The organism is Citrobacter sp. C13, assembly GCF_014596815.2.
In the GTDB taxonomy this organism is placed as follows: domain Bacteria; phylum Pseudomonadota; class Gammaproteobacteria; order Enterobacterales; family Enterobacteriaceae; genus Citrobacter; species Citrobacter portucalensis.
Genome location: NZ_CP115026.1, coordinates 66,935 through 91,911, shown reverse-complemented (window position 1 = coordinate 91,911; position 24,977 = coordinate 66,935). Strand labels below are relative to the sequence as shown.

Below are 24,977 nucleotides of genomic sequence, written 5' to 3'. Positions count from 1 at the left end.
AATTATTAATATATACAGACGCAGGCTTTTTAAGACGTAATTTCCAAACAACTCCCAGACCGTTTTACACCTCCAGAACCCACTGGAACCCCTCTCCAGACGCTCTAGAATCGATTTTATGAACCACAGTAAGGAAAACTATCATGGTATACCCGACGAACGTCGTAGCGCTTGTTGAGAGCGATTTTCTGGCCAAAGTACGCGACATGATGAAAGATCGCGATAAGGCTTTCAATCTCTACGAATGGTCGCTCAAATGTCTTCATTCAGGCGAGCACAAAGAGCTGGTGGAGCAGCTGTTAGGGGAACTCATCAATGAGGTGTTTGCCCTGAACGTCCAGCTTCATGGTCGAGAAAATAATCAATCGAAATAATCGGTAAGTACTTACCATTTAAAACGCAAATCGCCAGTGATAAAATCTACCCGCTTTCCGGATTGATTCCGGCAGCTCGACCTGATGGGTGGGGGATAGCGTCACTGGCGTCAGGTTTAAAAAAGCTCACTACCAGCGTAGAACCGGCACCGTTTAGGGGTTGGGGAAGGGGGAACCAAAGTGAGCAGAGAGAAGGGTCACTTTATGATTGTCGAGTCTGGAGTGTTTCGAGAGGTTGAATCCAGTACTCCCCTTCATAAAGTGTGGGAAGATCTCGGTTCTGGGGTGCTGTCATCCATAACTTCCCAAGCCTAAGCTGGCAGTAGACTTAGGTCATAACTTTTCAGGTTATGTTACGACCAGGTTGGTGAGGAAATTTTGTACTCACCTCCCTGGGAGAGTATTACCTGAAAAGACAACCTCTCACTTCGTTCGAGGTGAACTTCACTCACTTCGTTCGTTCAGTTCAGATTTTAATAAAACCTGTTCTGGGAAGTAAGTTTTTATTTTCTAAACATTTTTAATATTTACGCGCGCGAGAGAAAAAAATCGCCCATCGCAATGTCTTCAATGTGCCAAAAGCGGAAGTAGCTAACAACAGCCTGTGTTGATTCACGGGGAACAGGTCACTGGGTTAAACTAATTATGCCCTTTTAGAACCTTTTTTCTTAAGTGAATATATTCTCACATTATTTTCTACTGCCTCAGTCATAAAGTTTATTTTTTGGCTTTTGACATCATGAGAAGAAAATATGAAGGGTGGCTCTTTATTCCTGAAGAATGGCTTGTTATATTAAAAACATCTTTTAGAATCGTAAAAGCTCCTGTAGCCAACGACACTGGGTTTGGTGCACCAATAAAACCTATCAATGATGGCGCAATGTTAAGAAAAAGTTCTTTATTACTTTTCCGCTTATAGGCCTGTATTTTTTGCTCAATATCCGTCAATCCTTCATCCCATACGCGCTCGACAAAATGTTGATTTATCAGTTGTCTCTTATATGGGTCACTTTCTGCTTCTATGTCATACGCAGCTTCACGTAGTACAGAGCGGAAGGCATTAAAACTCGACTCGTAGTCAGTTCTAATTTTGTAGAGTTCGCTTGGAGTAAGTCCCTCTAAAAATGGAACGTCAATAGAGAGTTTAACCCTCTGAACTTCATTCTTTTGATCAAGTTTACGGAGAATCTCTCCATGAAATGGGCAATATGCCCCCAGGGACGCTCTACATGAATGCGCTTGGTTAAGATCAGTAATAAGGTTTTTATAATGAAAGAGAACTGTACGGTTTTTTGCTCCCTGCACCCACCGTTCATAACTTTTTTTTCCGCTATGATTTCCCATGACAAGTTCCATAGACATGGTGCCGTCATCATTATCAATGGCATTTTTTATATGTTGATACATATATCCATTTGTATACGAGCTTTCGCAACCTTTAATTTCCAACATGATTTCATTCGTTAAAGCATTTTTGTTTAATATCCGTATTTTATTTGTATTGCCCAGACGTTCTATATTCTTTACGGATAGTCTATTTTCATACAGACGGGCAACATTAGGGGGGAGATATCGAAATATAAAATTAGCATCAGGGTTATCGTCTAAAATTCCATTAGCTCTCTCCGAATCTTTAATAGAAGATTCGCTTCGTACAAAAACGATAAACTCTCCACGGATAAGATCAAAATTTTCTTTAGCAAACCTGATAAACCTAGCAATTTCCTTCCTGAGATGTTCAGCCTTCTCATTGCTATCGCTTTCAAAAAATTTTTCAAATACGTTTTCTGAAAGATTCACCCTGTATTGTATGCTCAATGAATACAGAATGTCATCAAGAATGACTCTGTCCATTGAAAACAAACCACTCTTATACCTTTCAATATTACGATTCCCCGCCATGTAAACATTCAGCCGAGACTCCTGTACAGAATTTGTTTGTTCGATAATCAGTGAATCTATCCTTTTATTATATTCAGCTAACTCAATTAGCAACTCGTTCAATCCGATATTTTCATATTCCTGATCTAAAAGTCGATCAACCCAAAAAAGGCTTTCTGTGAGGGCATAGAGGTTGTTGTACATACTAGTTCCTTTTTACTAGGCTTCAGTACTGTGTTCCCAAAGTTTGTCAGTGGTTTCACACAGAGTACATATCATTTTACATTTAAATGTACTTCCAAGCATCCTGCTGTTAGTGCCGGATTACAGCATCTATCAACCGTATGTTTGGAAAACAAACTGCGCATAATCCTTGTGAGTTGTGATGTCCGCTTCACGCCCTGAGACATTCGACAAGCTTTTTATGGCTTCAGTAAGGGCGAGTGTCTCGCTTCGAGAGCCAGCAAATATTTCGCTTCGTCATAACAGGTTCTGGCCTTCCAGCAGCGGTAAATGATCCTTATCCATTTGAACGCCAGTGCCCGGATCGCAGACTGATGAGATTTGCCCTTTTCTCTGAGGCCCTGATAATACAGTTTGGCCCAGTATGATGAATTAACCGTCTTGGCAGCCCATTCAACAAAGGTCTGCCTGACGAACTTGGCACATTGCCATCGCCAGTGAACCCAGGATTTTTGGCCGCTTCGTTCGGTCACCGGTGCTATACCTGCGTAGTTTTGAATTTCTTCAGCGCTGTTAAACCGGTCACGGTTATCACCAAGTGCAGCAAGCATCCGTGGGCCCATGCACGGTCCCATGCCCGGAAGTGATTTGAACAGCCCCGCATCTGGCAATGTGTCAAACAGCGTTTCGATTCGTTCGTCATAGGTTTTGATGATTTCACTCACGACTTTAATTTGTGTCGCCAGTGCTGCTGCCATCAAAGCATTAGCCTCTATAACACTCGGGTCTGTAGTCAATGGGATCGCATTATCAATACTCGCAACACGTTGCTCGGTAAGGGCAGTAAGCGAATATCCGCATTGTCGGGTTCAATAGCTTTTATCTTCTGGGGGTAACGCAGCATTAACTCTAATGCCAGCTCGGCATCCTGCGGATCATCTTTAGCGCCGCTGGGCGAGAAGGCTTGCCGATAACGAGCCAGGGACAATGCGTGGACGGGGAAAACGGTGATAAAGGGGTATTTTTGAAGAGCATATACCACGGGGCCCTTCTTCAGTTCGAGAGCTATTGCGATTCTACCTTTTACTTTCTGGTGTAACTCAGTAAGCCAGGCATCAAGCGCTTCTGCTGTATGTTCAATCACATCGAATACGCGTTCACCGTTTTTAAACTGAACACAGACATCGTGTTTTTTATCAGCCCAGTCCAGACCAACGTGCGCAGCAAATTGATTAGTCACAGTCATCACCAACTCCTTTTTATCGGGGATTGGTATGCATTCCACGCTCTTCGAAAGAAATATAGCCAGCAGTTTATCTGCATGCCCTGAGTATTCGTTAGCGAACGTGGAGCACCTACTGGCTCGAAAGAAAAGCGGCGATCATCACATGATTCTCGCTCAATATTCGTAACCAGTAAGCGCATACCCTGAATCACTTCAAAGTGTAATTCTCAGGGTACGAATGACTATACCTCGCTCAAAGCCGACTTAATGTGTGATCGCCTGTCGAAGATCGCCGTCTACTCCGCAGCTGATATGCCTCACAAGCGTGATATTGGATTTTTGTCACAAAATGATAGGTAAGTATTTACCTATCATTTTAAATCAGGTATCTTACCGTTCGTCAGGATGACGAAGTACCGGTTAGGTACTGTTCCAGGATGGAACGCCAAAAGGCGGCTGGCCAAGCCAGCCGCAACTCTTTCTGACACTGAATGGAATCCAAATGGCACGTCAAACGCCTTTCACTTCTTTCAATAAACGTCCCCGTTCAATTCGCCTGGTTCTGGCCGAGCTGTTTAGCGGTCGTGTTTCTGCACGCCTTGCGGAACTGGAAGAACGAGTGTTTGAGCTGGAGAAGCGCATTGATGCGCAAGCTACCGCCATAGCAAATCTGGGTGCGACAGTAGGCATGGAGAAGGTGCGTGATTCCGTCGCCTCTCGTGTGTTGCGTGAATCCCAGACGCACAAGGACAGTTCTCATGGAAAATTTTCAACGAATTCGACTGAAGCCAATGGCCTACGGAGTAATTTTAGCAACCCTGGCAGCGGTAGCCGTACCAGCCGGTCAGAGTCTGTTGATACCGGACACAACTACTTCCACCACAACCTTGCAGACGACACCCCTGCCAGAACGACCTCCTGTCTCTCTGGATGGGATGCTGTTGGACACGATTCCAACTCGACCTGCAACTCCGGATCTTCCTTCTGCTGTGACTGAGGCTATTGCATGAAATGGACCTTCCGGAAAGTCACCGCGATGATTGTTGGCCTCGCCATTTTTCTACTTGGTGGCTGGATCATGAATCTGGTGAAACTCGTGAACGGTGGTGATCTTCAGTTTGATGCCGGAATGACACTTGCGCGTGTCGTGGGAATTTTCGTTGTTCCGGTGGGCAGCATTCTCGGGTTCTTTTGATGCCGAATCCATTTTCGGCACTGTTAAAACAAATTGTTTAGCCAATTAACCAATGAGAGTTAACAACAAGGGCCACTGACGGCCCTTTTTACACTGAATGGAGAATGTATGTTTGAGATGACTACTTTATCGATTCCCGGTGTGCTCCCGGACAGACCATTGATGTCCTCAAAAGAAATCTCAAAGCTGACCGGTAAACGACACAGCGACATTCTTCGCGACATCCGTAGCGTGCTGAATGAGCTGTATGCCGACGATTACCATAACGCAAAATTGCGTTATGAGAAAAATCAGTTGCTTACAATTGTTGAAGGCATTGTTGTCAACATCGATTACCGGGGAATGGAAGGCGAGTACATGCTCGACCGAAAGCATACCGATGTTCTCATTACCGGCTACTCGTTGAAGTACCGCGCTGCTGTCATTGAGCGCTGGCATGAGCTGGAAATGAGTGTTTCAAGCGGGGCGCTTTACGGTGCCTACCCCAGCATCCCGGAAACCTTTTCAGAAGCACTTCGACTGGCAGCCGATCTTGAAGAACAGCGTGCTGATCTTGAGCGCAAGCTGTCGGTGGCAAGGCCAAAAGCCATTCTCATGGACACCATTTGCGGCACTGCTGATGAGCTTTATGGGCTGAATGAAGCTGGTCGCATTCTCGGAACGTCCGGGGCTGTTCTGGGTGCGCTGATGGACTCGCTGGGTGATGTGTACGTTAAGCGCAAATACACCACTGTTAACCGCCAGTTCCTCAAGATCTTCATTGACCGCGGATATGGCAAAAACGTTGTCATCGGAAACGGACGCAACCAGGCCAAGTTCACCTTTAAAGGACTTTGCTTTGCTGCCGTGAAGCTAATTGCTGCCGGGAAAACTACCGCCAGCGCCATTGAGTATGAGCCGTGTCGTGAGCATGTCGAACGTGAAATGAAGGAATCCAAACGTCTTCATTAACCGTCAGTGTGGGCGTCCGCCTTTACGTAGCGTTTGCCCACCTTTTCAGTCACGCCACAATAACGCCATCGAGAAAACAACTTGTTTAAAAACATAAGGAAAAAACACATGTGCGAAAAATGCAAAAAAACTAATGCCAAAGTTGAAAACGTGATTAAAAAAGTTGGTGCGGCCGAACTGGTTGAGATCATGGGTCTTGTGGTTGGTCATGAAGACGACGCCTCCCCTATCGACCGCCTTTTCAGCGTTCTCAAGTTCTCAAGCATGATTGATGATCCGATTGAAATTGTGATGCTGGCGCGTCATTTCGGCGAAGCGTATCTGGAAGAGAAAGAACGCGCCGACAAACTTCAGGCAACTCTGGAAATGGTAAGCAAGCCGAAGTGCTCACCGGATTCAGTCAAGGCAGATGAAACCAACGCCAGCAAAGATCGCGAAATCGCCGGACTGAAGTCTTCTCTGGCGATGTTGCTGGCCGCCTTCAAACTGATGTCTTCCCAGGCTGGGTTCAAAATGCCTGATCTGAACAGCGACGATCCGATGGCCGTTCGCCAGCTGCTGGGGGCAATGGCCGACCAGCTTGACGACACCAAGAGCCGTCTTGAAGACATGATGCGCGAGCTGACCCATCGCCACGACCTGAACAAACAGCCGCACAAAACGCAGCACGTACACCACTAATTTCTCACCTGCCGACAGGGGGCGAAAGCCCCCTTTTTTACGCCTTAAATCAGCTGCAACGCCTGTGAATGCTGCTTTTACGCCTTTTCAACTTTGGGGGAATAACACCAACAAGAAAACAATTTGTTTAATGGTGCAATCATGAATACAGCCCTTTCCATCATTGACGCTATCACCCCAAACACTGATATCGACTACCGGCAGGAAATGAACGTCATCCACGAAATTGTGGCCGAGTGCGAGAAAGAGATCGCATTCATGCATCAGGTTCACGACTTCGTTTATGGCGACGAACGCCACTGGAATAAGTGTTTAAGATTTGTACTACGTACATTGGAGGTGGAAATTATTTGGTAGGGATATAAGATCATATCCCTAAGCTCTTTTAAGAAAAAACTGCTTAATAACCTAATGTAATTTAAATCCTTCCTCCAACCCCTTTAAATTTTTCGATAAACGCCCCAATTTTTTGGAATACGGTCTGCTTTTTCGTTTTGTACTGAGGATTCAGTGGACTGAGTTTTGGTAGCGTCTCATTTAACTCCGTTCCATTTTCGGTAGCATATTCCCGTTTGAGTGATGTACGGATATAGCGCCTTGCCGCCTCTTCATTGAGGTTTTCTTCCTTAATCAACGCTTCCGCTTCCCGCTGCTGTTCACGCTGAGCATAGGTAAAGAATGCATCAATGATACTGGCTTTATCCGGCATATCATCAAGGTTAGTTTGCTGAATAAAGTCAACAATCAGACCTTCTTTGGCACGGTTGCCCAGACTTGAGCGGATTAAGCGCCTGACCTCTTCAGTCAGGGCTTCTTTACCCTTTTTCTCTCTGTTGTGGTCGAAAATCAGGCCAAGAATGTAGTCCAGGTTAATTTCCTGCGACTTGAGCAGGTCAATTTCAAACACCACGTCATCCCAGTCTGTGGTTGATTTATCCCTGTCGTTTGCTGCTTTTTCGCGTCGCTGCCAGTCCCGGATATCATTGTATGCTGAGCGATAATCCTGAACTTTACGTTCTGCCGGGAGACGAATGGTTTGTAATTCAGCAAATTTTTCATCATCCACATAGTGCTCTGCTTTAAAGGTTTCTACCGCTTCCGGGTCACTAGTATCAACCTTCTGCAGGGCTTTCAGCGTGGCAAATTCATCGTAGTTTTGCAGGATGTTTTCTGCCCGCAGATATTCACCAAACAGTTTGACGAAGGCTTTTTTCTCTTTTTCACTGTCGATACTGGCCGGGTCAGGGAAGCGCTGCTCCAGCTCCGAAACAACAGCCATAAAACCTCGTTTAGCTTCGCCGGTTGCCGCATCGGTAAAGCCCTGCATGTACTCTTCGTAGCTTTTTTCCAGTACCACATTCTTGGTGTTTTTGTCGCCAAAAAGTGTGATGGCATCAATGGTCGGACGCTCCAGGTCCCTGAACGTCACGATATTGCCGAAGGTTTTGGTTGCATCATAGATACGGTTGGTGCGGGAAAATGCCTGCATCAGGCCGTGATAACGCAGGTTTTTGTCAACAAACAGAGTGTTCAGTGTCGGAGCATCAAAGCCGGTTAAGAACATTCCCACCACGATGAGAAGGTCGATATCCTGATTTTTCACTCGTTGAGCTAAATCGCGGTAGTAGTTCTGGAAGCCGTTACTGTCGGTACTGAAATTGGTTTTAAAGTGGTTGTTATAGTCATCAATGGCTGAATCCAGGAATTCCTTTGCGCTGCTGTTCATTGCGCTGGTATCAAAGCTTTCGTCGGTAATATCACCAATAGCGCTTTGCTCTTCATTTGCAGCAAAGGAGAAGATGGTTGCCACCCGAAGGCATTTATAGCTGCCAGATTTCTTCTCTGCTTCTTCCTGTAGCATTTTAAACGTCGTGTAATAAGCTTTTGCCGCGTCCACGCTGCTAACTGCTAACATGGCGTTAAAGCCCTTGGCTCCCGGGAAGGTTCGGTGCGTTTTCTGACGGAAGTTATTGAGAATGTATTGCGTTATTTCCTGGATACGCAGCGGGTGCAAAAAAGCCTGTTGGTTTTCAGCCGCGCTGAGTTTTTTCTCGTCTGTTTCCGTTTCAAGAGACTTAAAGTGTGGGCGGACATCGTTATAGTCCACCTTAAACTTCAGCACTTTTTCATCACGAATCGCATCAGTAATTACGTAAGAATGTAATTCACGCCCGAATACGCTGGCGGTGGTTTCTGCTCCCAACGCGTTTTCCGGGAAAATAGGCGTACCGGTAAAACCAAACTGATAAAAGCGTCTGAATTTCTTTTTGAGGTTTTTCTGGGCCTCACCAAACTGGCTGCGGTGACACTCATCAAAGATAAACACCACCTGCTGTTGGTAGACGGGCAGGTCAGCTTCAGATTTCATCAGGTTATTGAGTTTCTGAATGGTTGTGACGATGATTTTGTTATCGTCTTTATCCAGGTTTCTTCTGAGGCCTGCTGTATTATCCGAACCATTGACACTGTCCGGAGAGAAGCGCTGATACTCCTTCATGGTCTGGTAATCGAGGTCTTTCCTGTCGACCACGAAGAAGACTTTATCGATAAAGTCCAGCTCAGTAGCCAGACGTGCGGCCTTAAAGCTGGTCAGGGTTTTTCCTGACCCTGTGGTATGCCAGATAAATCCACCGCTTTCGGGTTTTGACCAGTTCTTCGCTTTAAAAGAGCTGTTGATTTTCCAGAGAATGCGCTCGGTGGCGGCAATCTGATAGGGGCGCATGACGAGCAGCGTCTGGCTGCTGTCAAACACGCTGTAATTAAACAGAACATTCAGCAGAGTATGCTTCTGGAAGAAAGTGGCGGTAAAGTCCTTCAGGTCCTTAATCAGAGTGTTATCCGATTTTGCCCAGTTCATGGTGAAATCAAAGCTATTTTTATCCCGTTTAGTGGTACTGGCAAAGTACCGGGTATCAGTCCCGTTGGAAATCACGAAGAGTTGCAGGTATTTAAACAGGGAGTTATCGCTGTTAAAGCTTTCCTTGCTGTAACGGTGTATCTGGTTAAAGGCTTCACGAATCGCCACGCCACGCTTTTTGAGTTCGATTTGCACCAGCGGAAGGCCGTTGACCAGAATGGTGACGTCATAACGGTTAGCGTGTGAGCCAGTCTGCTCAAACTGCTGAATGACCTGCACCTTATTGCGCAGCAGGTTCTTTTTATCTATCAGATAGATGTTTTCCAGACGACCGTCATCAAACGTGAAATCACAGATATAGTCGATATGGATTTTACGGGTTTTGTCCAGGCTGCTGTCACTGGGGCTATCGAGATACTGCTCTGCGAAACGCCGCCATTCACTTTCGTTAAACTCCACACCATTAAGACGCTGAAGCTGGTCCCGCACATTCGCCAGCATCGCAGTCGGTGACTTAAAGGATATAAACTCATAGCCCTGATTAAGAAGGTTCTGAATCAGTTCCCGCTCAAGGTCCAATTCGCTCTGGTAGCTGTCACCGGTATCCATAACTTTTGTGTATTTATCAAGGACGATAAAGTTATTGGATTCAGCAATGGTGTGTGTCTGTTGTGTCATGGTGCATCCTGTGCGTCATCTGGCAAAGTCCGGAAGGGTATCAGAAGCATCTTCCGGCATTCATAAAACCTGATACCGGGCGGGTGAGAACAAACCCTGCCGGTATCAATGGTCCGTCAGTTGCTAGTTGTTTCGTGCTTCGGGAAGCTGAACAACAAGTCGCGATAGTACTCGTATTGCTTCTGGCGTAGTTCTATTTCACGGGGTAAGCCTTCGGTGATAGAGCTTGTTAATGTGTCGAATTTATCGAGTATATTGACGATACGTAATTGTTCATTAAGCGATTTTTCAGGGTTTTCTGCAAAAGGGACCGGGATTTTTATATTTTTAACAATCTGCGCATTTATGTTCGTCTGGGAGCCAGTCCCAAGTGACTTAATATATGCGTACTGACTGCATAAGAAATGAAACACATATCTGTAATGTACAATTTCTTCGTCAAGTTGAATATTTGCGCATGCTTGATTAGTTGTCATTGGGATTTTATTAATGCCAATTTTACCAACAGTTGCTCCATACATAGCAATTATGATGCAATCCTTTGGTATCCATTTCGCGCTTGAGGTTTTCAAACCTTCTTCGGTGATTTTTATCTCCGTGTCCCATATCTCCCTAAAATCCACTTCTTGGGTTCTCAGCCAAGGGATAGTGCCATCATAATATTCAGTCACCCCAGTTTTTGGGGTTCCTCCGGATGAAATTTTTCTCGAAATTTCCCCCAATGTTTTCCACGCAACGTTACCCTCTTTGAAACTCAGTAATTGATCGCGATAGTAGTTGTACTGATTTTTTCGCATGGTAAGCTCAGCTGTAAGCTCAGCTGTAAGCTCAGCTGTAAGAGCAGTAAATTTATCCAGAATTCGGACGATTTCAGACTGGATGGTCAGAGACTTTTCTGGATTGTTTGAACTGGGAATTGGAATTTTAATTTTAGATAAATCGCCACTGGAAACCCGTCGGACTTTAGCTCCAGTAATATATTTCATTTTTTGTGTTTGAAATATTTCGGACTGGAAAAAATAGGCGAGATATTTAACATTTTGCTCGTGGCGAAATAACATCATATCTCCGGAAATAGCAACGTTATCGCCAAGCCAGGCTAAAGGTTTTACTACATCTTCATCGTTTTCTGATGTTGTTGCTAGCAATAAGTCATTTTTTTGAGCCTTTCTCAGCTTATTGGCTAGTTCTGGAAGCACGTAAGTAAATGTTTTATCAGCTGATAACCCATACCTTGTATAAATCTGACCGTAATGTATTGCTGGAAAACCACTTTCAACGAAATCTTTTTTCTGTAGTCCATTGCCACGTATGAAATCGCCAAGCTCTCCCAGTGACAACCATTCAACATCAACTCCATCCAGCAATTTGTTCAGAAAGTTCAACCCACTCATGATTGCGCCTCGTCACCTTCAATCTTTGCCACAATTGAGTCGATATCCTTACGTAACTGTTCGATTTTGCCGACGGTGATTTTTAGCTCGGCATTCAGTTTGGAAATATCAATTATTTCGCGAGTATTCAAGGCTTCGACGTAGCTGCTGACTGACAGGTTATAGTTATTGGCAGCAACTGTTTCTTGAGGTACGGTTTTCGCCAAATGGTCAACGTCTGTTTTGCTGGCAAAGACCTGCATAATCTGTTCAATATGACCATCAGTCAGGATATTGTTATTGGTTTCTTTCTTAAACAACCCGCTGGCGTCAATAAACTGAACACTTGTGTCGGTTTTGTGCTTGGACAACACTAGTATGTTAACGGCAATGGTGGTGCCGAAGAACAGATTTGGTGCCAGAGAAATCACCGTTTCAACATAGTTGTTGTCGACCAGGTACTGGCGGATTTTCTGCTCTGCTCCGCCACGGTAGAAAATACCGGGGAAGCAAACTATTGCTGCACGCCCTTTAGCTGACAGGTAGTTTAGTGCATGTAGCACAAACGCAAAGTCAGCTTTTGATTTCGGGGCCAGTACGCCAGCAGGAGCAAAACGCTCATCGTTAATCAGGGTCGGGTCATCACTACCAATCCACTTAACCGAGTACGGTGGGTTAGAGACAATAGCATCAAACGGTTTTTCATCGCCAAAGTGAGGCTCAGTCAGGGTATTCCCCAGTCTGATATCAAATTTGTCGTAGTTGATGTTGTGCAGGAACATGTTCATACGCGCCAGGTTAAAGGTTGTATGATTTATCTCCTGACCATAAAAACCGTCTTCAATGATATGGTTATCAAAGTGCTTCTTCGCCTGAAGCAGCAGTGAGCCAGAGCCTGCAGCAGGGTCATAGATTTTGTTGACATGAGTCTGACCGTGCATCGCAAGCTGAGCAATCAGCTTAGAGACGTGCTGAGGTGTGAAGAACTCCCCTCCAGACTTACCGGCATTCGCCGCATAGTTTGAAATCAGGAACTCGTAGGCATCACCGAAAAGGTCAATCTGGTGCTCATTAAAATCCCCGAGCTTTAGCCCCTCAACGCCTTTCAGAACGGCAGCAAGACGGCTGTTTTTGTCTTTGACGGTGTTACCCAGTCGATTGCTGGTCGTATCGAAATCGGCAAAGAGGCCTTTGATGTCGGCCTCGGACGGATAGCCGTAGGCAGAGCTTTCAATAGCGACGAAGATACTGTTTAAATCAGCATTCAGCCTGTCGTTGGTGTTCGCTTTAGCGGCAACGTTGCAGAACAGCTGGCTCGGGTAAATGAAATAGCCTTTAGTCCTGATGACATCGTCTTTGATGTCATCAGTAATGATGCTGTCATCAAGTGCTGCATAATGTATGCTCTCATCCCCTGCTTCCATGTAGCTGGAAAAATTCTCACTGATGAAGCGGTAGAAAAGTGCACCGATTACATACTGTTTAAAATCCCATCCGTCTACGGAGCCTCTGACATCATTGGCAATGGCCCAGATTTGACGGTGTAGCTCGGCACGCTGCTGAAGGCTTGTCATTTTGTATCCTGTTGTATGATTCTTAACTACTTTTATTGGCCCAATTTTATCGCAATTTCATATTGATGACAGGTTTTGTATGTCATGCGTTGCACTGAGAGTTCGTTTGCCCGGTTGTGTAGCCAACGTTCTTTCAGTCAGGCCAGTAGAAACGTTGCGCTGACGATAAATACTGAAGCCCCAACACTATCTGGGCTGAACGTTCAGTCGGTGAGAATTTCTTCATCCGTATCCATTGTGGATGGTGATGAATCTATTTTTGTTGTAAGAAGCACCCGATTCAGTAGTCTTTGCTTCAGGGCGCTTCTTCGCTGATTGTAGAAATCAGGGAAGCGACTGAACTCAATATTCTCATCTGAAACTAACAGCATTGATGGTGTATAGTTGTTTGATACATGAGATAGCCATTGTTTCAGGGAAGTGTTTTTCGTTCGGGTAGACTTGCATTGCGGATGCACAAAGTGATGAAACCTGTCTTGCTATGTTTTTACCAAAGTTAACAAGAAGTCCATGCTTTATCTTCTCGCTATCTGTTATGTCTGCCAGGTCATTACCAAACGTTACGCTGGCAGCTTTGTGACGCGTGATTTGGGGGGATGAAGCGTGGCTACGCGTACAGACTCCCAGACGACAGACTAATCAACGCGTTGACATTGGCGGTCACTAATTGAGGATTTCTATAAGAACTCGTTGATCGCCCCTCTTCCCTACCCGCCAACCTCATATACTCCAGGTGCGGCAAGGCTTTTACGCACATAACACCCACAAGAAAACAAATAAATAACACATCAATGAAAAGTCAACGCTTTACCCTGATTTGGTCTGAAAAGTTGATGTTTTCGCACGCCATCTCTTATACCCAAATTCCTGCGCACCAGAATCCATCTCCCTGCGACCAAAACGTCAAAAACGACTCGTGATACCACCCAAAAGCAGACACGCTCAGAAGCGCTCCCGTTGCGTTATGTTGGACATCTAAACAAGTTGTTTTCAGGCACAAGAAAACAAGTTAACCACACCCACAGGAAACCCAGAGACGCCATTACCTACAATCCCGGAAACACCCACCTCTTCCTGTCAGGCTACCGAAAAGACCCACCTCTTTGCCCCAGGCTACAGAGCACCCACCTAATCTCCCCAGGCAACCGTGAACGCAGCTCGCGCACGCAAACCCCTATATGCCATTACCCAATACACGGAGAAGAACAGCCAGAACGAAACCCCGGACAAACCCAGACCAGAACAGGAACCGTCGCAATCTCCTTTACCCACCATTACCCCGAAAGAGAGCGCAAATTCCTGAATAGCAGGAAACGCCATTACTTCATATGCGGAGAACAATAAAAGCGCCCTACTGCCATTACCCACACTTCCACCATTTCACGTAAACGAAGAGAAAAGTGCACCTGCCATTACTCCATACACGGAGAAGAACACTCACCAAAACGACGAGAGCAACCCAGACGAAAACACAGAGAAGAGCCATCTCAAGAACAACGAAACCACATACGCCGGTAGAGAGAACAAACCGCCCATTTCACCTAAAGGAATACTCGCCGTACAGAGCGTTATCAGGGGGAAGGTATATGCCCCCATAAGAGGGAAAATCCGCAGAGATTTAACTGGAGGTATAAGTGGGAAGGGGAAGAGAGTTATCGCTACTTTCTCCGTAGAAATTCAAGCCATAGTTTTCATCCCCCGTAACGTCCCTATCCACCCCTTCGGTCAGCCTTCGGGCCATCCAGGGAAAAGGTCATGTCCCTTTTCAGGAACGGGAGCGTCGCCGCAGGGAAAAGGCTGGAGGTTTTCAGGGAAACGGTGGGAATCCCGCTATACGAACCGGGAAAAGGCTGGCTGCCGGTCGGGAAACGGGTACATCCCGGTTCAGAGCGAGGGACGGCTGCGGGAGCATGCCTTTTCCTCATTCACCTGAATAGTGCGGGAATTGGTGAATCCCGCAGTTGAGCGTTGGAACCAGATCAGCTTCGCACGCTCATATCGGGAAGCCAGATCTAGTGTAAAGGGTTACGGGTTTTGGTGGTGAAATCGCCGAGGACGTTTATTCGAAAATCTCACTGCCCTGATTCGCATCGTCCCTGTTGTCCCACAAATCATCGAGCGCCTCTTCTCTTGTCCCGAAGGGGCCGGAGACGACAGGTGCGTTTGAACTGGTATCGTCCAGCTCTGTGTAAATCTGACCGTTAACCAAAATGACGCGTCCGACAGCGATGCCGCCATGTAGCAACTCGCCTCTTTCGGCGTCGATGCTGAAGTACCCGTCTGTGTAGTCTTTAGTGCTCATCACATTCCCTCTGAGTTAGCCAGATACATACATAGCAATAAATCGGCACAAGCACATCAGCCTTTAAGGAATTCTTTTTCCCCGATTTCTTATTGCGATAATAACACCAACAAGAAAACAACGTGTTTAGACAATGGAGAAACACATGTACAAGCATCTGAATATCAGCATCACCCTCTGTGGCGAGGAAGAGTCCCCCGAGTGTGAGATCTCCCTCGATGACGTTATCCGTTCCCAGGATGTTGCTGGTCGCGTGGCGACGCTCATCTCTGAAGGATATAGAAAAGGGACGTTTGATTTCCATATCGAGGACAACCCAATGTCCGTCGCGTGGAACTGCACGACGTCAGAAACGAAGTTAGGGTGAAGAGATGATTAAGATGCCTGTGATGGTTGAGGTGTGGGGCGTGGATTCACTGGCTGAGTGTCTGGATGCTGTGGGGCCGGAGTTGTACCGCAAGTTGTGGTCTTTCGTCCCGGCTGAAGGGGAATCACCCAAAGGGAAGGATATCTGGCATCTGCTCAGTGAAGATGAACAGCGGGAGCTGGTGGACGCGGTACACATCGAGTTCCCGGACGACGAAGATTAAGAGTGAGACCACCAGCACGGTGGCTTTTTGCTGTTTGCAACCTCCGGGGCAGCGCAGCACCGTAACGCTATGCTTTGTAGCCGTTTTCTCGCTGGTATTATTTACACCAACAAGAAAACAAGTTGTTTACGGAGTGAATTATGAAAAACGCGATGATCACCAAACTGAGCGCGGGCCAGCCACGTAAAGAAAAACCAACCGTAATGAGCCAGCTGACCCTGCTCGATATCATCGCCAACGGCACTGCTATTCGCCTGTTCAAAGAGACGCTGGTCTCGTTCGACAATGGTTCCCGCACGCGTTACGTAATGAGTGTGCGTCGCCAGAGTGGAAGAGGGTGGATGGCAAAACAGATCATCTGGCCGGAAGGAGAGCTGGAACAGGCGCTACTGGAAGCGAACAAAGTAGCCCAGCAAGAAATCCAGCGTGCCTCTCTCCTGGCGACAGCCTGACATGTGCAAAAGCGATTAGTCGTCCCTACGACAGCCCCGTCCATCCTTCGGGGCTTTTTTGCTTACCTGTATTGTAAGTGCTTACCTACGACAATAATATAATCAGGTCAACAACAGGGAGACCAAAAATGACTGTAATTCGTGAAAACCTGGTTCTTGATTTGTACTATGCGTCAGAAACAACCTCAGGCGGAAAAGTTGCAAAACTGACCGCTATTCTGCGTGACAGCACGAACGGGACTGAAGTGCTCACCACCACCCTGATCCGCACCGGGACAGAAGAGGATGGGGTGTACACCGTAGGCTTCCAGAGCATCAGCAACGCATCCGAACCAATGCTGCTGAAACTGGAAACGTATTTCCGCGGCGTAAACAAAGAGATGTTTGAGAAGATGATGGTGAAAGCAGACGAGCTGTACACCTCCTACTTGAACCCGAGCAACACCTGGCTTGGACAATACGGTCTGCGCATCGTGTCCAACGAACCGGTTGAAAACTACATCCCGGAAAGCGTATTCGCTTAATCCCTCCAATGGCGCGTACCCCGCGCCATTTTCTTATTCCCGATAACAAAATGTTTTTTGCCTTATCCACATTGCGATAATTACACCAACAAGAAAACAAGATGTTTACGCATGGAGGATATGCACATGACCGATTTCACCATCTCCCCTAAAGCTGAAAACGTATGGCTGGAATCCTGGCTCGACCTGTCGCCGGAAGAGCAGCAGGAAATGGATCACGTTGAACAGGACGAACAATGTGATGCCCGTTTCTTCCGCTTTGAGGACAGCGTTTATGACATTGCCGACTTCATGCGCGATGACCGCTTCCCGGACTGGCACGCAGGCTACCCACTAAATGCCTTCGCCATGCTGATGATCCGCGTGGATGGCTCCGGCGATACCATCGACGTCGGTTTGCTCCACTAAGAGAACGAGGCCACCCACGCTGGTGGCCTTAAATGACCATCCTGTTTCCCGCAGGCTAAAAACACCCACCTCTTGCCGCCAGGCTACCGAACAACTCTCCGACTCCCTGCCGGCCACCAGCTGCCGGAACAGAACGCTTGGACACCTTATGCGCGTAGCGATAATTAAACCAACAAGAAAACAAGTTGTTTAAAGGATTGATGATATGAATTTTATCGCTACTGTTAACACCCCTGCGCATGGCCATATTTCTGTGACGTTCTCTGATAACGAGAAAAGCGTGCTGGGCGCCTGGCGTGACAATGTAGCCATCGAGCTGTCCGGGAAAGAGAAACAGCAGATCACCAATGACATTATCTGCAACCGTCGCCATAAGCGCGTATTTGAGAAAGCGTATGTCTCCACCTCGGGATTTGGCGTATTCATCTTCGCGGTACGCAGCGGTCGCTTCTGCCAGTCAAAACTCATCGAGTTCGCCACGCAGATCGCGCTATGGGTTAAAACAGAATCCGGGTTCGACTTCAGCGAACAGGAAGCAGTGGGGGAGGGAATGCGCATCGCCAACAACGCCATCAAGTGCAAAAACGTCATCTATGAAGCAGGAATCGACTCGTGGAGTATCTCGTGCGGGGACTACGTGAAAGAGGTGTACGGAAAGAACCGCATTCACATCCTGGCTGGCAAGTAAGAGGGGAGGGGCTGGAAACGCCCCTTTCTTTTCGTCCACCAGCTGCCGCAGGGATATTCAGAAACGGCCAGAGGGCTGTCCGGGGAACCGAAGGGAAACGGCCAGGGAATTTTCGGGAAACGGCTGGGTTTGCCTTTATGTAGAAAACAGAGCGGGAGAAGCCCAGAATCCTGCCAGAAAATATCGCAGGGGCGCTGGGGTAGCGCTGGTGGGGTTTCAGCCCCTGAGCCATCCAGATAGCTTTCGCTATGTGATTATGTGAATCCGTGGGTAAACCACTGCAAGCGCGTACACGTCACGCCAACGTGCCAATGATACGCGAGCGCCCACGGATCATGCCAATATTGCCGACACGTCCCGAAGGATAGCGCGGATCACGTCGCCAGATATCGCCAGACGATCACGCCCACGACACGAAAAAATAAGCCACGCGCTAAAACGCTGTAAAACGCGCTATAACGTGTTTTTTATTGTGGGTAATGGGCATGTACCACCACACATAAAAACGCGTTAAATTGGCGCGTTTATGGCGCTTATTTTGGGTCTGTTTTGGCTGACTTCAGACAATAAAAAACGCGCCAACAATGGCGCGTTATGGTGTGCGGATCTTGAAACGAAAAAAGCGCCCACTATGGGCGCTATTGCTTAAATGCTGTTTTGTAGTTTTCCGATCATTTCAGACAAGCGCAAATATTCACGTTTGCGTTTACAGTCTCTTTTGCTGTTAAGCAAATCAGAAAACGTAAAATTTAATTTGTCACGTTGCGCTTTTAAGTCGTCGATTAATTCAAGTTTATAAGCGCGATATTTTGCGCGATACTCCGCGCGGATCTGGTCATAACTAATCATGATTTTTATCCTTAAAACTAGCGCCCATAGTGGGCGCTATATCCATCTAATTACGCTTTGAAAGCATCAGCCAGATAGTTATAAAAATCATTCTTGATAAAGCGATATTGTTGCGATCCGTTTTTCGCTGCGCCCATTCCTTTGATCTTCTCGACCAGTCCGAGACGCTCGCAAAGATTGATCAGCTGGTTGGCTTGAGTGTAGCCAGCGTCCAATTTAATTTCGTTGGCTTTTTTCGCTTCATTCATCAAATCGAAAACAGCGCCATTTGTGAATGTTTCTAATTCATCATTAATCATTTCGATTAATGCGAATACGCGAGATCCGGACATATCAGCGACGGAATAAACGCATTTACCAGACTTGATAGATTTAACCAGATAAACCAATTTTTCGAGTGAATAGCTATTGGTCATAGCTTCGCGGAAAAACACTTCTGGCGCTTGTTTGCTTGCTTTAATCGCGTAGTAAAAGACACCAGCTAATTTCTCATCATTAACAGCGTTTAAAACGTTGTTGGTGAAGTATGCAAGTTTGGTAGTCGCTGCAAGCATGTTAGCTTTATCTGCTTTTGTGTGCGTACCATTCTGATAATGATTGTTATAAGTCTGAGTAGCATTATTGGCTGCAACTTGTAATTCATTAGCGATAACTACAGCAGCGTCGATGATGGATTTTTTAGAGATAGCAACGTTAGACATGATATTAATCCTTATGTAATATTGATAACTTAATTTGTTATTTGTTTATCGTTAGCGTGTTCGCTTTCGATGTGACTAATTATCGATATACAGAAATTAAAATCAAGAGTTTTTTACACGGGAACGAAAAAAAAATTTTCTTCAACAAAAATCAAAGTCTTAGAAATAAATCGCGTTTTCTCGAAGGTGTTGCCTAAATAAATTCCCTATTCGGTCATTCACCCTTATATATTTAAAGTGGAATAGGGATTAGGGGAAATAAATATAACGGGAAGTGACACATAAAATAATAACCGGACTTAGCCGGTTATTACCCTTATAGATTTAAAACGGTAAAATCCGTTCGACCCAATCGAACATGACGACTGTCTTCCGACCGTCCCCCATGTTGAGCGTGACCTGGCAAGCGTCAACGCCTGAAGACACACCCTCAATTTCACGGCCATCCGCCATGTAGACCCTTATAGACTTCTGCATCTCATGAGCCTGGCGACAAATTTTGAAGAAATCACGGCGAGATGGCCGATTGTCCACATAGTCTGGGTGTACCGTTGTCCGACCCGTGAAATCGTGCGCAATGCTTTCTGTCACACCTGATTCAATCGTACTGATTCGCTCAAGTGGGAGCCTTATACGATTTTCTTTGTCGAACGGGGCAGGGCAAAGATCGACTTTGTTGCGCGACGACATGAGACCCTGAACGTACATGCAGAACACCTGACCATCTTCCATCGTGACCCTTACAGGAATGAGAGACTTACGCCAGAACATCAGCGCCTTCTCCACGTTGGTGTAATCGCGCGGCCAGACTTCTGCAGGAATCCCGTAGGTGATGTCAGTAATATTCGTCATATCGTCACAGTGTCGTTGGTAGGATATCGATGTCACCTGCGTTGCTGGTGAACACCCGGAAGACTTTCGTCTCGCCAGCTTTGGTGAAGGTCTCGCGTTCCTGACGAGCAGGGTTCAGTGCGCACAGCCCGGCGCCTTCCAGTGAAGCGCCAACAATCCATTGCCCGGCATCAAGATGGAACGTCGCTTTTTCACCGGTCTCAAGTTTCGCAACCGTCTCACCATTGATGAAGATGGATGCGTCACAGCCCGCACCTATCATACCTTTGTCCCTCATAACCACCAGCGTGGTTGGTGCAGACGTCTGGTATTTGAAAACTCTGGCCTGCGGAGCCGGTTTTGCATCAGCTACAGACACAGGGCGGGATGAACATGCACTCAGGAGTAAAACGGGGATGGTAATCAGTGGAAGTAGAACGTGTTTCATGGCTTGAACTAAATCCTTATCACTCAACGAACAAGGCGTCTTGCGACGCCCTTAATGCTTAATCGAGACGTTTGAGAATATCGGCCAGATCTTCTTTGGTCATGCCAGAGGATTCGTAAATCTTCATGACCTTTTCACGGGCCTTTGCAGAAGCCTCTAATGACGTAGCTGCCTTATCAAAATCAGCCATCGTCATGTTGGACAGCACCAGATTGATGATGTCTGCCTTTGACAGCTTAATATTGCGTTCACGCAGTCGATTCTGAAAGGTTTCCAGCTTGTCGTTTGCTTTTTCGGTTAACTGAACCTGGCAGTGTATAGCGCGTTTCTCGCTCATGCTTACTCTCTATTCAAAACAGTGAAATCGAATGTGCTACCCACCGGCAAAACGCCCTCGGCAAACCCAGGCGTCGTATCGATAATGTGCTTCCGCTCATATGAATGCGACATGAGATATTTGTTGCTCACGTCGATAAAGTCGGTAATAAAGCACACGTTAGCCTGATTCTTTTTGGCTCGAAGACCGCGACCAACACGTTGGCGCATCTCAACTTCGGCTTTGCCGCCACCACCCAGAATCACCGCCCCTACGCTTGGAACGTCGACACCAACATCCAGAATGGTTGAACCAATCAGAACATCTATCTTGCCTGCCGCCAGACTGTTGAGCTTTGCTTGTCGGGTAGTCTGGTTTGATTCTCCGTAGATGAAATCGACCTTCAGGCCGCTTTCCTTCATCATTTCCATCAAAATCTGACCATGACGCTTCAAACGAACCAGCGTCATACAGTTCAGACCGTGACTTTTGTACATTAACGCTTCGCGCACAATAGCCTCGTTGCGGCCCAGATTGTAAACGATGCCTAACTGATAGGCTTTCTGGTAAGCCGTACTCATTCCAACCCGAAAGTTCAGGTGTTTCGAAGCAAGTTCGGCCCTAATCCGCACCTCGTCTGGAGTGTACGCGATTTTATGATATAGAAAGTATGGTTTCGCTAAAATACCTCGATCGATCAAATATTTCTCCGTTACCTTTATCTCAATGCGACCGGCAACCGCCATGAGACGCATATTTGCTTCGGTCGAGTCCTTCATGAACGGCGTAGCTGTCAGCGCCAGACGGTAATCGGCATTGATGCACAACCGGGCGATATCGTAGAAGTTTGAACCAGATGATTCGTGTGCCTCTTCCAGAATCAGCAGAGAAACGCTGGACAGAAAGCGCTTAACCAGTTCCCGGCGCTTCAGGTGGTACTGTTTTTTCTCCGGTGATGCGTCGCGCGGTGGCTCTTCGAGAAAACTGGCCAGGGTCTGCACCGTGGCAACGTTGATATGGCGCGAGACCTGGAACTCACCAGATCCAATCACCCCAACTTTCTGACCTTTCAGCCACGGCTCGCCATTCTCCGCGCGGTAGTCGATGGATTTCTGGAAGTTCTCTGCCATCTGGAACATCAGAACCGAGCGCGTGGTTAAAAACAGCGTCATACGACCAATGCGAGCAGCTGCCTTACACGCTACGTTCGATTTACCGCCACCCGTCGCAATCTGGGCAATCATCATCCCTTCTCGCACCAGTGTTTCCACAGTCTGATCCTGATACGCATAGTCCGGGTTATACGGGAATGGGTTAACTACCGGGTTCGGCTTGCCAAGCGCGGGGGCTTTTTCCTTGCGCACATGCACGCATTTGATGCCAGCTTTCAGAAGGTTGGCTGCAACTGGCTTCGCAAACCCAGCCGGGAACGCGTTTTTGCTCCAGTTGAACATCGTGCTGGTTCCTTTCCAGTCACCAGCCTCCACTTCATAGCTCAACATCTCCTGAACGAGCCGTTTCACGTTGTCATCAGCGCCAGAAATCAGCGCATTGACTGCATTCGATACAATCCGAACTGTCATAAACCTCTTTCCTTCGTGCCTTTTGTATGGTAATTGGCTATTATAGTAAGTAAGTACTTATACAATGGATTGTATCAGAATTATGGATGTGAAAATTACGATTCTGCAGGTGGAAGTCGCGAACCTGCGTCCGAATCCCTGGAATACCAACTCCGTTGGGGCGCAAAACTTCGAAAAACTGAAAGGCTCGATCGAAAAATTGGGCTTTTTTAAGCCAATTCTGGCGCGGGAGCTGGACGGGGGCATTTTTGAGATCCTCGGTGGCGAACACCGCTGGCGTGCCGCGATGGAGCAGGGCATTTCAACGGTTCCCGTCATCTCCGTGGGCAAAATTAACGACCTGGTGGCCAAACAGATGTCTCTCGTCGATAACGAACGCTACGGCGAAGACGATCAGGTCGCTTTGCAGCGCTTAATCGAAGAAATCCAGTCTGAAATCGACTACCGGTTGTCCGATATCGCCCCGTATGACGACGAAATGGCGGCAACACTCGCCAAAGCGTCCGTTATCGATCTTGAAGCGCTGGAAGCGCTCTCCCGTGGCGATGACGAGCCGGTCGATGAGGACAAACGCGAGAAAACCGAGCGAGTCGGCGCTGAACACCAGACGATGCGCTTCAAAGTGACGTTTGATGCGTCAGATCGCGTCGCCGACACCATCAAAACCATCATCAAAGAGCAGGGAATCAATACCGGTAACGAAATGGAGAACGCCGGGGAAGCCCTGGTGTGGCTGGTCGACTACTACAAGGAGCGTATGTAATGACCAAAAACTTTGAAATCGTCTATCGAAACCCGGCAGAACTCATCCCGTATGAGATGAACGCCAAAAAACATGACGAACAGCAGATCCGCGACCTGGCGGCCGCCATCAAAAAGCGCGGTTTTGACCAGCCGATCACGGTCGACAAGCACGACGTCATCATTACTGGCCACGGTCGTCGCGAGGCGGCACTTCTGGCTGGTCTGGAGCGTGTGCCGGTCATCGTCCGCGACGATCTGAGCGAAGAAGAGGTGAAGGCGAAGCGTCTGGAAGACAACCGCCTGGCCAGCATCGACTACGACGCCATCAAATTGCAGCAGGAACTGGAATCCCTGGTGCTGGGCGACGTCGAGGTCTTCGGTTTTGAAGAGCGCGAGCTGAACGTGCTTGTCGGCAGCATGACCGAAGAGATGGAAACCGGCTCTCTGGTGCTCGATCTGGGCGAAGAGACAGAACGCCAGAAAGAAGAGCACACCGAGATCAGTCGTGAGGTGGCCTCTGAAGAAGTCCGCGTCATCGACGTATTGGGCTTTAAAACGCTCCCTGCTGGCTCTGCCATTGTGGTTGGGGATTTGCTTGCCCACATGGAAGAAATCACGGGAGAGAGCGGGGTAGACGCTTTCGTGGCATATGCGGAGAAAGTTTCTTCAGGGGAGCTGGCTGCGTGAGCAAATACACCATCAATGTATCGTTTCAGACCCGCGTGAACAAAACCACGCGCACGCTGGAGATTGCCGAATCGTTCGGTCTTGGCCTGGACGAAAAAGAGTGGACGCTTTACGACAATCTGGAGCTGGAAGTGAAGCAGGGCGATGTGGTGTACATCACCGGCCAATCCGGTTCCGGTAAATCCGTTGTGCTGCGCGAGCTGCAACGCCAGATGAAGGATGAAGGGCTTTCTGTAGCCTCCATCGATGATTTTACCTTCGACAATGAGGTTAACGTCATCGACCAGTTGGGCAAAACCACCAGCGAAGCGCTGGGGCTGCTGTCTATGGCCGGATTGAATGACGCCTATCTCTTTGTGCGCAAGCCATCCGAGATGTCTGACGGTCAGAAATACCGTCTCAAGATCGCCAAGCTGATCGAGTCAGGCGCCAAAGTCTGGGCAGCCGACGAATTTGGCGCTGTTCTCGACCGTGTAACCGCTCAGGTTGTGGCGTCGAACCTCCAGCGTGCCGCCCGAAAGGTTGGTGCGACGGTAATGGTGGCGACGACCCACGAAGACCTGAAGAAGGCGCTGCGCCCGGATATGCAGATCACCAAGCACTACAAAGAACGCGTGAAGGTGGAATATGCCTGATTTGAAGATCGTAGAGCTGAAGCCATCGAAAGAGGCTGACAACAACAACGTTGAAGTCATCCGCCTGCTGGAAGAGGCACTCCAGTACGCCAGAGAAGGCAAAAGCCAGAGCCTGGCGCTGCTGATGATCAACAACGACGGCAGTGTTCTGGATTGCTGGCATAACGGTGGGCGTCCATACGTCATGGTTGGGGCGATGGAATCGCTTCGCCTGGACTTCATCAATGCCAATATCGAGCGCAGGTGA

27 protein-coding genes and 3 pseudogenes are annotated in these 24,977 nt (G+C 47.5%); 17 read left to right on the top strand and 13 right to left on the bottom strand.

Translation table 11 applies throughout. The features are described from left to right. Window positions 1–143 precede the first annotated feature (143 nt). A complete protein-coding gene (locus IB222_RS25550) occupies window positions 144–374 on the top strand; it encodes a hypothetical protein (RefSeq protein WP_046340541.1) in 231 nt (76 codons plus the stop codon). 717 nt (window positions 375–1,091) lie between these two features. Here the strand turns inward: IB222_RS25550 and IB222_RS25545 are convergent. Both IB222_RS25545 and IB222_RS25540 read right to left on the bottom strand, forming a co-directional pair. Then, window positions 1,092–2,459, bottom strand: coding sequence for a hypothetical protein (locus tag IB222_RS25545; protein ID WP_223240854.1), 1,368 nt, complete (start codon window positions 2,457–2,459; stop codon window positions 1,092–1,094). Window positions 2,460–2,677: 218 nt separating this feature from the next. Continuing rightward, window positions 2,678–3,684: pseudogene (locus IB222_RS25540) on the bottom strand (transposase). Between the two features lie 481 nt (window positions 3,685–4,165). Between IB222_RS25540 and IB222_RS25535 the strand changes: the two are divergent. The 5 genes from IB222_RS25535 (at window position 4,166) to IB222_RS25515 (ending at window position 6,847) form a co-directional block, all read left to right on the top strand. After that, window positions 4,166–4,660 (top strand): hypothetical protein, encoded by a 495-nt coding sequence (locus IB222_RS25535; protein ID WP_149384953.1) that lies wholly within the window; start codon window positions 4,166–4,168, stop codon window positions 4,658–4,660. Between the two features lie 9 nt (window positions 4,661–4,669). After that, complete coding sequence (locus IB222_RS25530; protein ID WP_063946408.1) at window positions 4,670–4,858, top strand: hypothetical protein; 189 nt, start codon at window positions 4,670–4,672, stop codon at window positions 4,856–4,858. A 108-nt stretch (window positions 4,859–4,966) separates the two neighbouring features. Further along, window positions 4,967–5,809, top strand: coding sequence for a Rha family transcriptional regulator (locus IB222_RS25525; protein WP_149384952.1), 843 nt, complete (start codon window positions 4,967–4,969; stop codon window positions 5,807–5,809). Window positions 5,810–5,917: 108 nt separating this feature from the next. Beyond that, a complete protein-coding gene (locus tag IB222_RS25520) occupies window positions 5,918–6,490 on the top strand; it encodes a hypothetical protein (protein ID WP_000333240.1) in 573 nt (190 codons plus the stop codon). A gap of 141 nt (window positions 6,491–6,631) precedes the next feature. Next, window positions 6,632–6,847 (top strand): DNA modification methylase, encoded by a 216-nt coding sequence (locus IB222_RS25515; RefSeq protein WP_094310249.1) that lies wholly within the window; start codon window positions 6,632–6,634, stop codon window positions 6,845–6,847. A gap of 61 nt (window positions 6,848–6,908) precedes the next feature. On the opposite strand, the gene IB222_RS25510 is transcribed toward IB222_RS25515, so the two are convergent. From IB222_RS25510 to IB222_RS25490, 5 genes and pseudogenes are all read right to left on the bottom strand, one after another. Beyond that, complete coding sequence (locus tag IB222_RS25510) at window positions 6,909–10,025, bottom strand: HsdR family type I site-specific deoxyribonuclease (protein WP_149384951.1); 3,117 nt, start codon at window positions 10,023–10,025, stop codon at window positions 6,909–6,911. A gap of 116 nt (window positions 10,026–10,141) precedes the next feature. After that, on the bottom strand, window positions 10,142–11,419 hold the full coding sequence (locus IB222_RS25505) for a restriction endonuclease subunit S (RefSeq protein ID WP_149384950.1): 1,278 nt from the start codon (window positions 11,417–11,419) through the stop codon (window positions 10,142–10,144). Beyond that, window positions 11,416–12,972 (bottom strand): type I restriction-modification system subunit M, encoded by a 1,557-nt coding sequence (locus IB222_RS25500; RefSeq protein WP_149384949.1) that lies wholly within the window; start codon window positions 12,970–12,972, stop codon window positions 11,416–11,418. The genes IB222_RS25505 and IB222_RS25500 overlap by 4 nt, the downstream gene beginning before the upstream one ends. Window positions 12,973–13,175: 203 nt before the next feature. Further along, window positions 13,176–13,400, bottom strand: a pseudogene (locus IB222_RS25495) (hypothetical protein); the annotation flags it as partial. Window positions 13,401–15,031: 1,631 nt separating this feature from the next. Next, the gene (locus IB222_RS25490; protein WP_059305651.1) at window positions 15,032–15,274 is read right to left on the bottom strand and encodes a hypothetical protein; all 243 of its coding nucleotides are present in this window, start codon (window positions 15,272–15,274) and stop codon (window positions 15,032–15,034) included. A gap of 145 nt (window positions 15,275–15,419) precedes the next feature. Here IB222_RS25490 and IB222_RS25485 point away from each other — a divergent pair, with 145 nt between their 5' ends. The 7 genes from IB222_RS25485 (at window position 15,420) to IB222_RS25455 (ending at window position 18,585) form a co-directional block, all read left to right on the top strand. Further along, window positions 15,420–15,641 (top strand): hypothetical protein, encoded by a 222-nt coding sequence (locus IB222_RS25485; protein ID WP_032655918.1) that lies wholly within the window; start codon window positions 15,420–15,422, stop codon window positions 15,639–15,641. Window positions 15,642–15,648: 7 nt separating this feature from the next. Further along, entirely contained in the window at window positions 15,649–15,864 is a 216-nt protein-coding gene (locus tag IB222_RS25480) for a hypothetical protein (RefSeq protein ID WP_188055415.1), read from the top strand. Window positions 15,865–16,004: 140 nt separating this feature from the next. After that, entirely contained in the window at window positions 16,005–16,316 is a 312-nt protein-coding gene (locus IB222_RS25475) for a hypothetical protein (protein ID WP_006812530.1), read from the top strand. Between the two features lie 128 nt (window positions 16,317–16,444). Continuing rightward, a complete protein-coding gene (locus IB222_RS25470) occupies window positions 16,445–16,840 on the top strand; it encodes a hypothetical protein (protein ID WP_130715055.1) in 396 nt (131 codons plus the stop codon). A gap of 126 nt (window positions 16,841–16,966) precedes the next feature. Beyond that, window positions 16,967–17,248 carry a hypothetical protein gene (locus IB222_RS25465; protein ID WP_023180884.1) on the top strand — a complete coding sequence of 94 codons (282 nt, stop codon included), beginning with the start codon at window positions 16,967–16,969 and terminating at the stop codon, window positions 17,246–17,248. Between the two features lie 205 nt (window positions 17,249–17,453). Then, window positions 17,454–17,936, top strand: coding sequence for a hypothetical protein (locus tag IB222_RS25460; protein ID WP_149384947.1), 483 nt, complete (start codon window positions 17,454–17,456; stop codon window positions 17,934–17,936). Window positions 17,937–18,462: 526 nt separating this feature from the next. Beyond that, window positions 18,463–18,585 (top strand): hypothetical protein, encoded by a 123-nt coding sequence (locus tag IB222_RS25455; RefSeq protein ID WP_256435245.1) that lies wholly within the window; start codon window positions 18,463–18,465, stop codon window positions 18,583–18,585. On the opposite strand, the gene IB222_RS25450 is transcribed toward IB222_RS25455, so the two are convergent. From IB222_RS25450 to IB222_RS25425, 6 genes are all read right to left on the bottom strand, one after another. Continuing rightward, window positions 18,582–18,785, bottom strand: coding sequence for a hypothetical protein (locus IB222_RS25450; RefSeq protein WP_016051712.1), 204 nt, complete (start codon window positions 18,783–18,785; stop codon window positions 18,582–18,584). The two genes, IB222_RS25455 and IB222_RS25450, sit on opposite strands and share 4 nt — an antisense overlap. A 50-nt stretch (window positions 18,786–18,835) precedes the next feature. Continuing rightward, entirely contained in the window at window positions 18,836–19,486 is a 651-nt protein-coding gene (locus IB222_RS25445) for a hypothetical protein (RefSeq protein ID WP_000072873.1), read from the bottom strand. Between the two features lie 324 nt (window positions 19,487–19,810). Next, complete coding sequence (locus tag IB222_RS25440; RefSeq protein WP_131405971.1) at window positions 19,811–20,338, bottom strand: transcriptional regulator; 528 nt, start codon at window positions 20,336–20,338, stop codon at window positions 19,811–19,813. A gap of 4 nt (window positions 20,339–20,342) precedes the next feature. Further along, a complete protein-coding gene (locus IB222_RS25435; protein ID WP_131405970.1) occupies window positions 20,343–20,765 on the bottom strand; it encodes a hypothetical protein in 423 nt (140 codons plus the stop codon). A gap of 58 nt (window positions 20,766–20,823) precedes the next feature. Further along, window positions 20,824–21,102: a hypothetical protein gene (locus IB222_RS25430; RefSeq protein ID WP_001291547.1), complete on the bottom strand. Its 279-nt coding sequence runs from the start codon at window positions 21,100–21,102 to the stop codon at window positions 20,824–20,826. A gap of 2 nt (window positions 21,103–21,104) precedes the next feature. After that, window positions 21,105–22,664, bottom strand: coding sequence for a DEAD/DEAH box helicase (locus IB222_RS25425; protein WP_006812522.1), 1,560 nt, complete (start codon window positions 22,662–22,664; stop codon window positions 21,105–21,107). A 59-nt stretch (window positions 22,665–22,723) separates the two neighbouring features. On the opposite strand from IB222_RS25425, the pseudogene IB222_RS25420 reads away from it, so the two are divergent. The 4 genes and pseudogenes from IB222_RS25420 (at window position 22,724) to IB222_RS25405 (ending at window position 24,977) form a co-directional block, all read left to right on the top strand. Further along, window positions 22,724–23,427: pseudogene (locus IB222_RS25420) on the top strand (ParB N-terminal domain-containing protein). Continuing rightward, complete coding sequence (locus IB222_RS25415) at window positions 23,427–24,095, top strand: ParB/Srx family N-terminal domain-containing protein (RefSeq protein WP_000164561.1); 669 nt, start codon at window positions 23,427–23,429, stop codon at window positions 24,093–24,095. The pseudogene IB222_RS25420 and the gene IB222_RS25415 overlap by 1 nt, the downstream one beginning before the upstream one ends. Beyond that, window positions 24,092–24,730 (top strand): ATP-binding cassette domain-containing protein, encoded by a 639-nt coding sequence (locus tag IB222_RS25410; protein ID WP_149384946.1) that lies wholly within the window; start codon window positions 24,092–24,094, stop codon window positions 24,728–24,730. Before IB222_RS25415 ends, IB222_RS25410 begins: the two co-directional genes overlap by 4 nt. Continuing rightward, window positions 24,723–24,977, top strand: a complete 255-nt coding sequence (locus tag IB222_RS25405; protein ID WP_001113021.1) for a hypothetical protein — start codon at window positions 24,723–24,725, stop codon at window positions 24,975–24,977. Before IB222_RS25410 ends, IB222_RS25405 begins: the two co-directional genes overlap by 8 nt.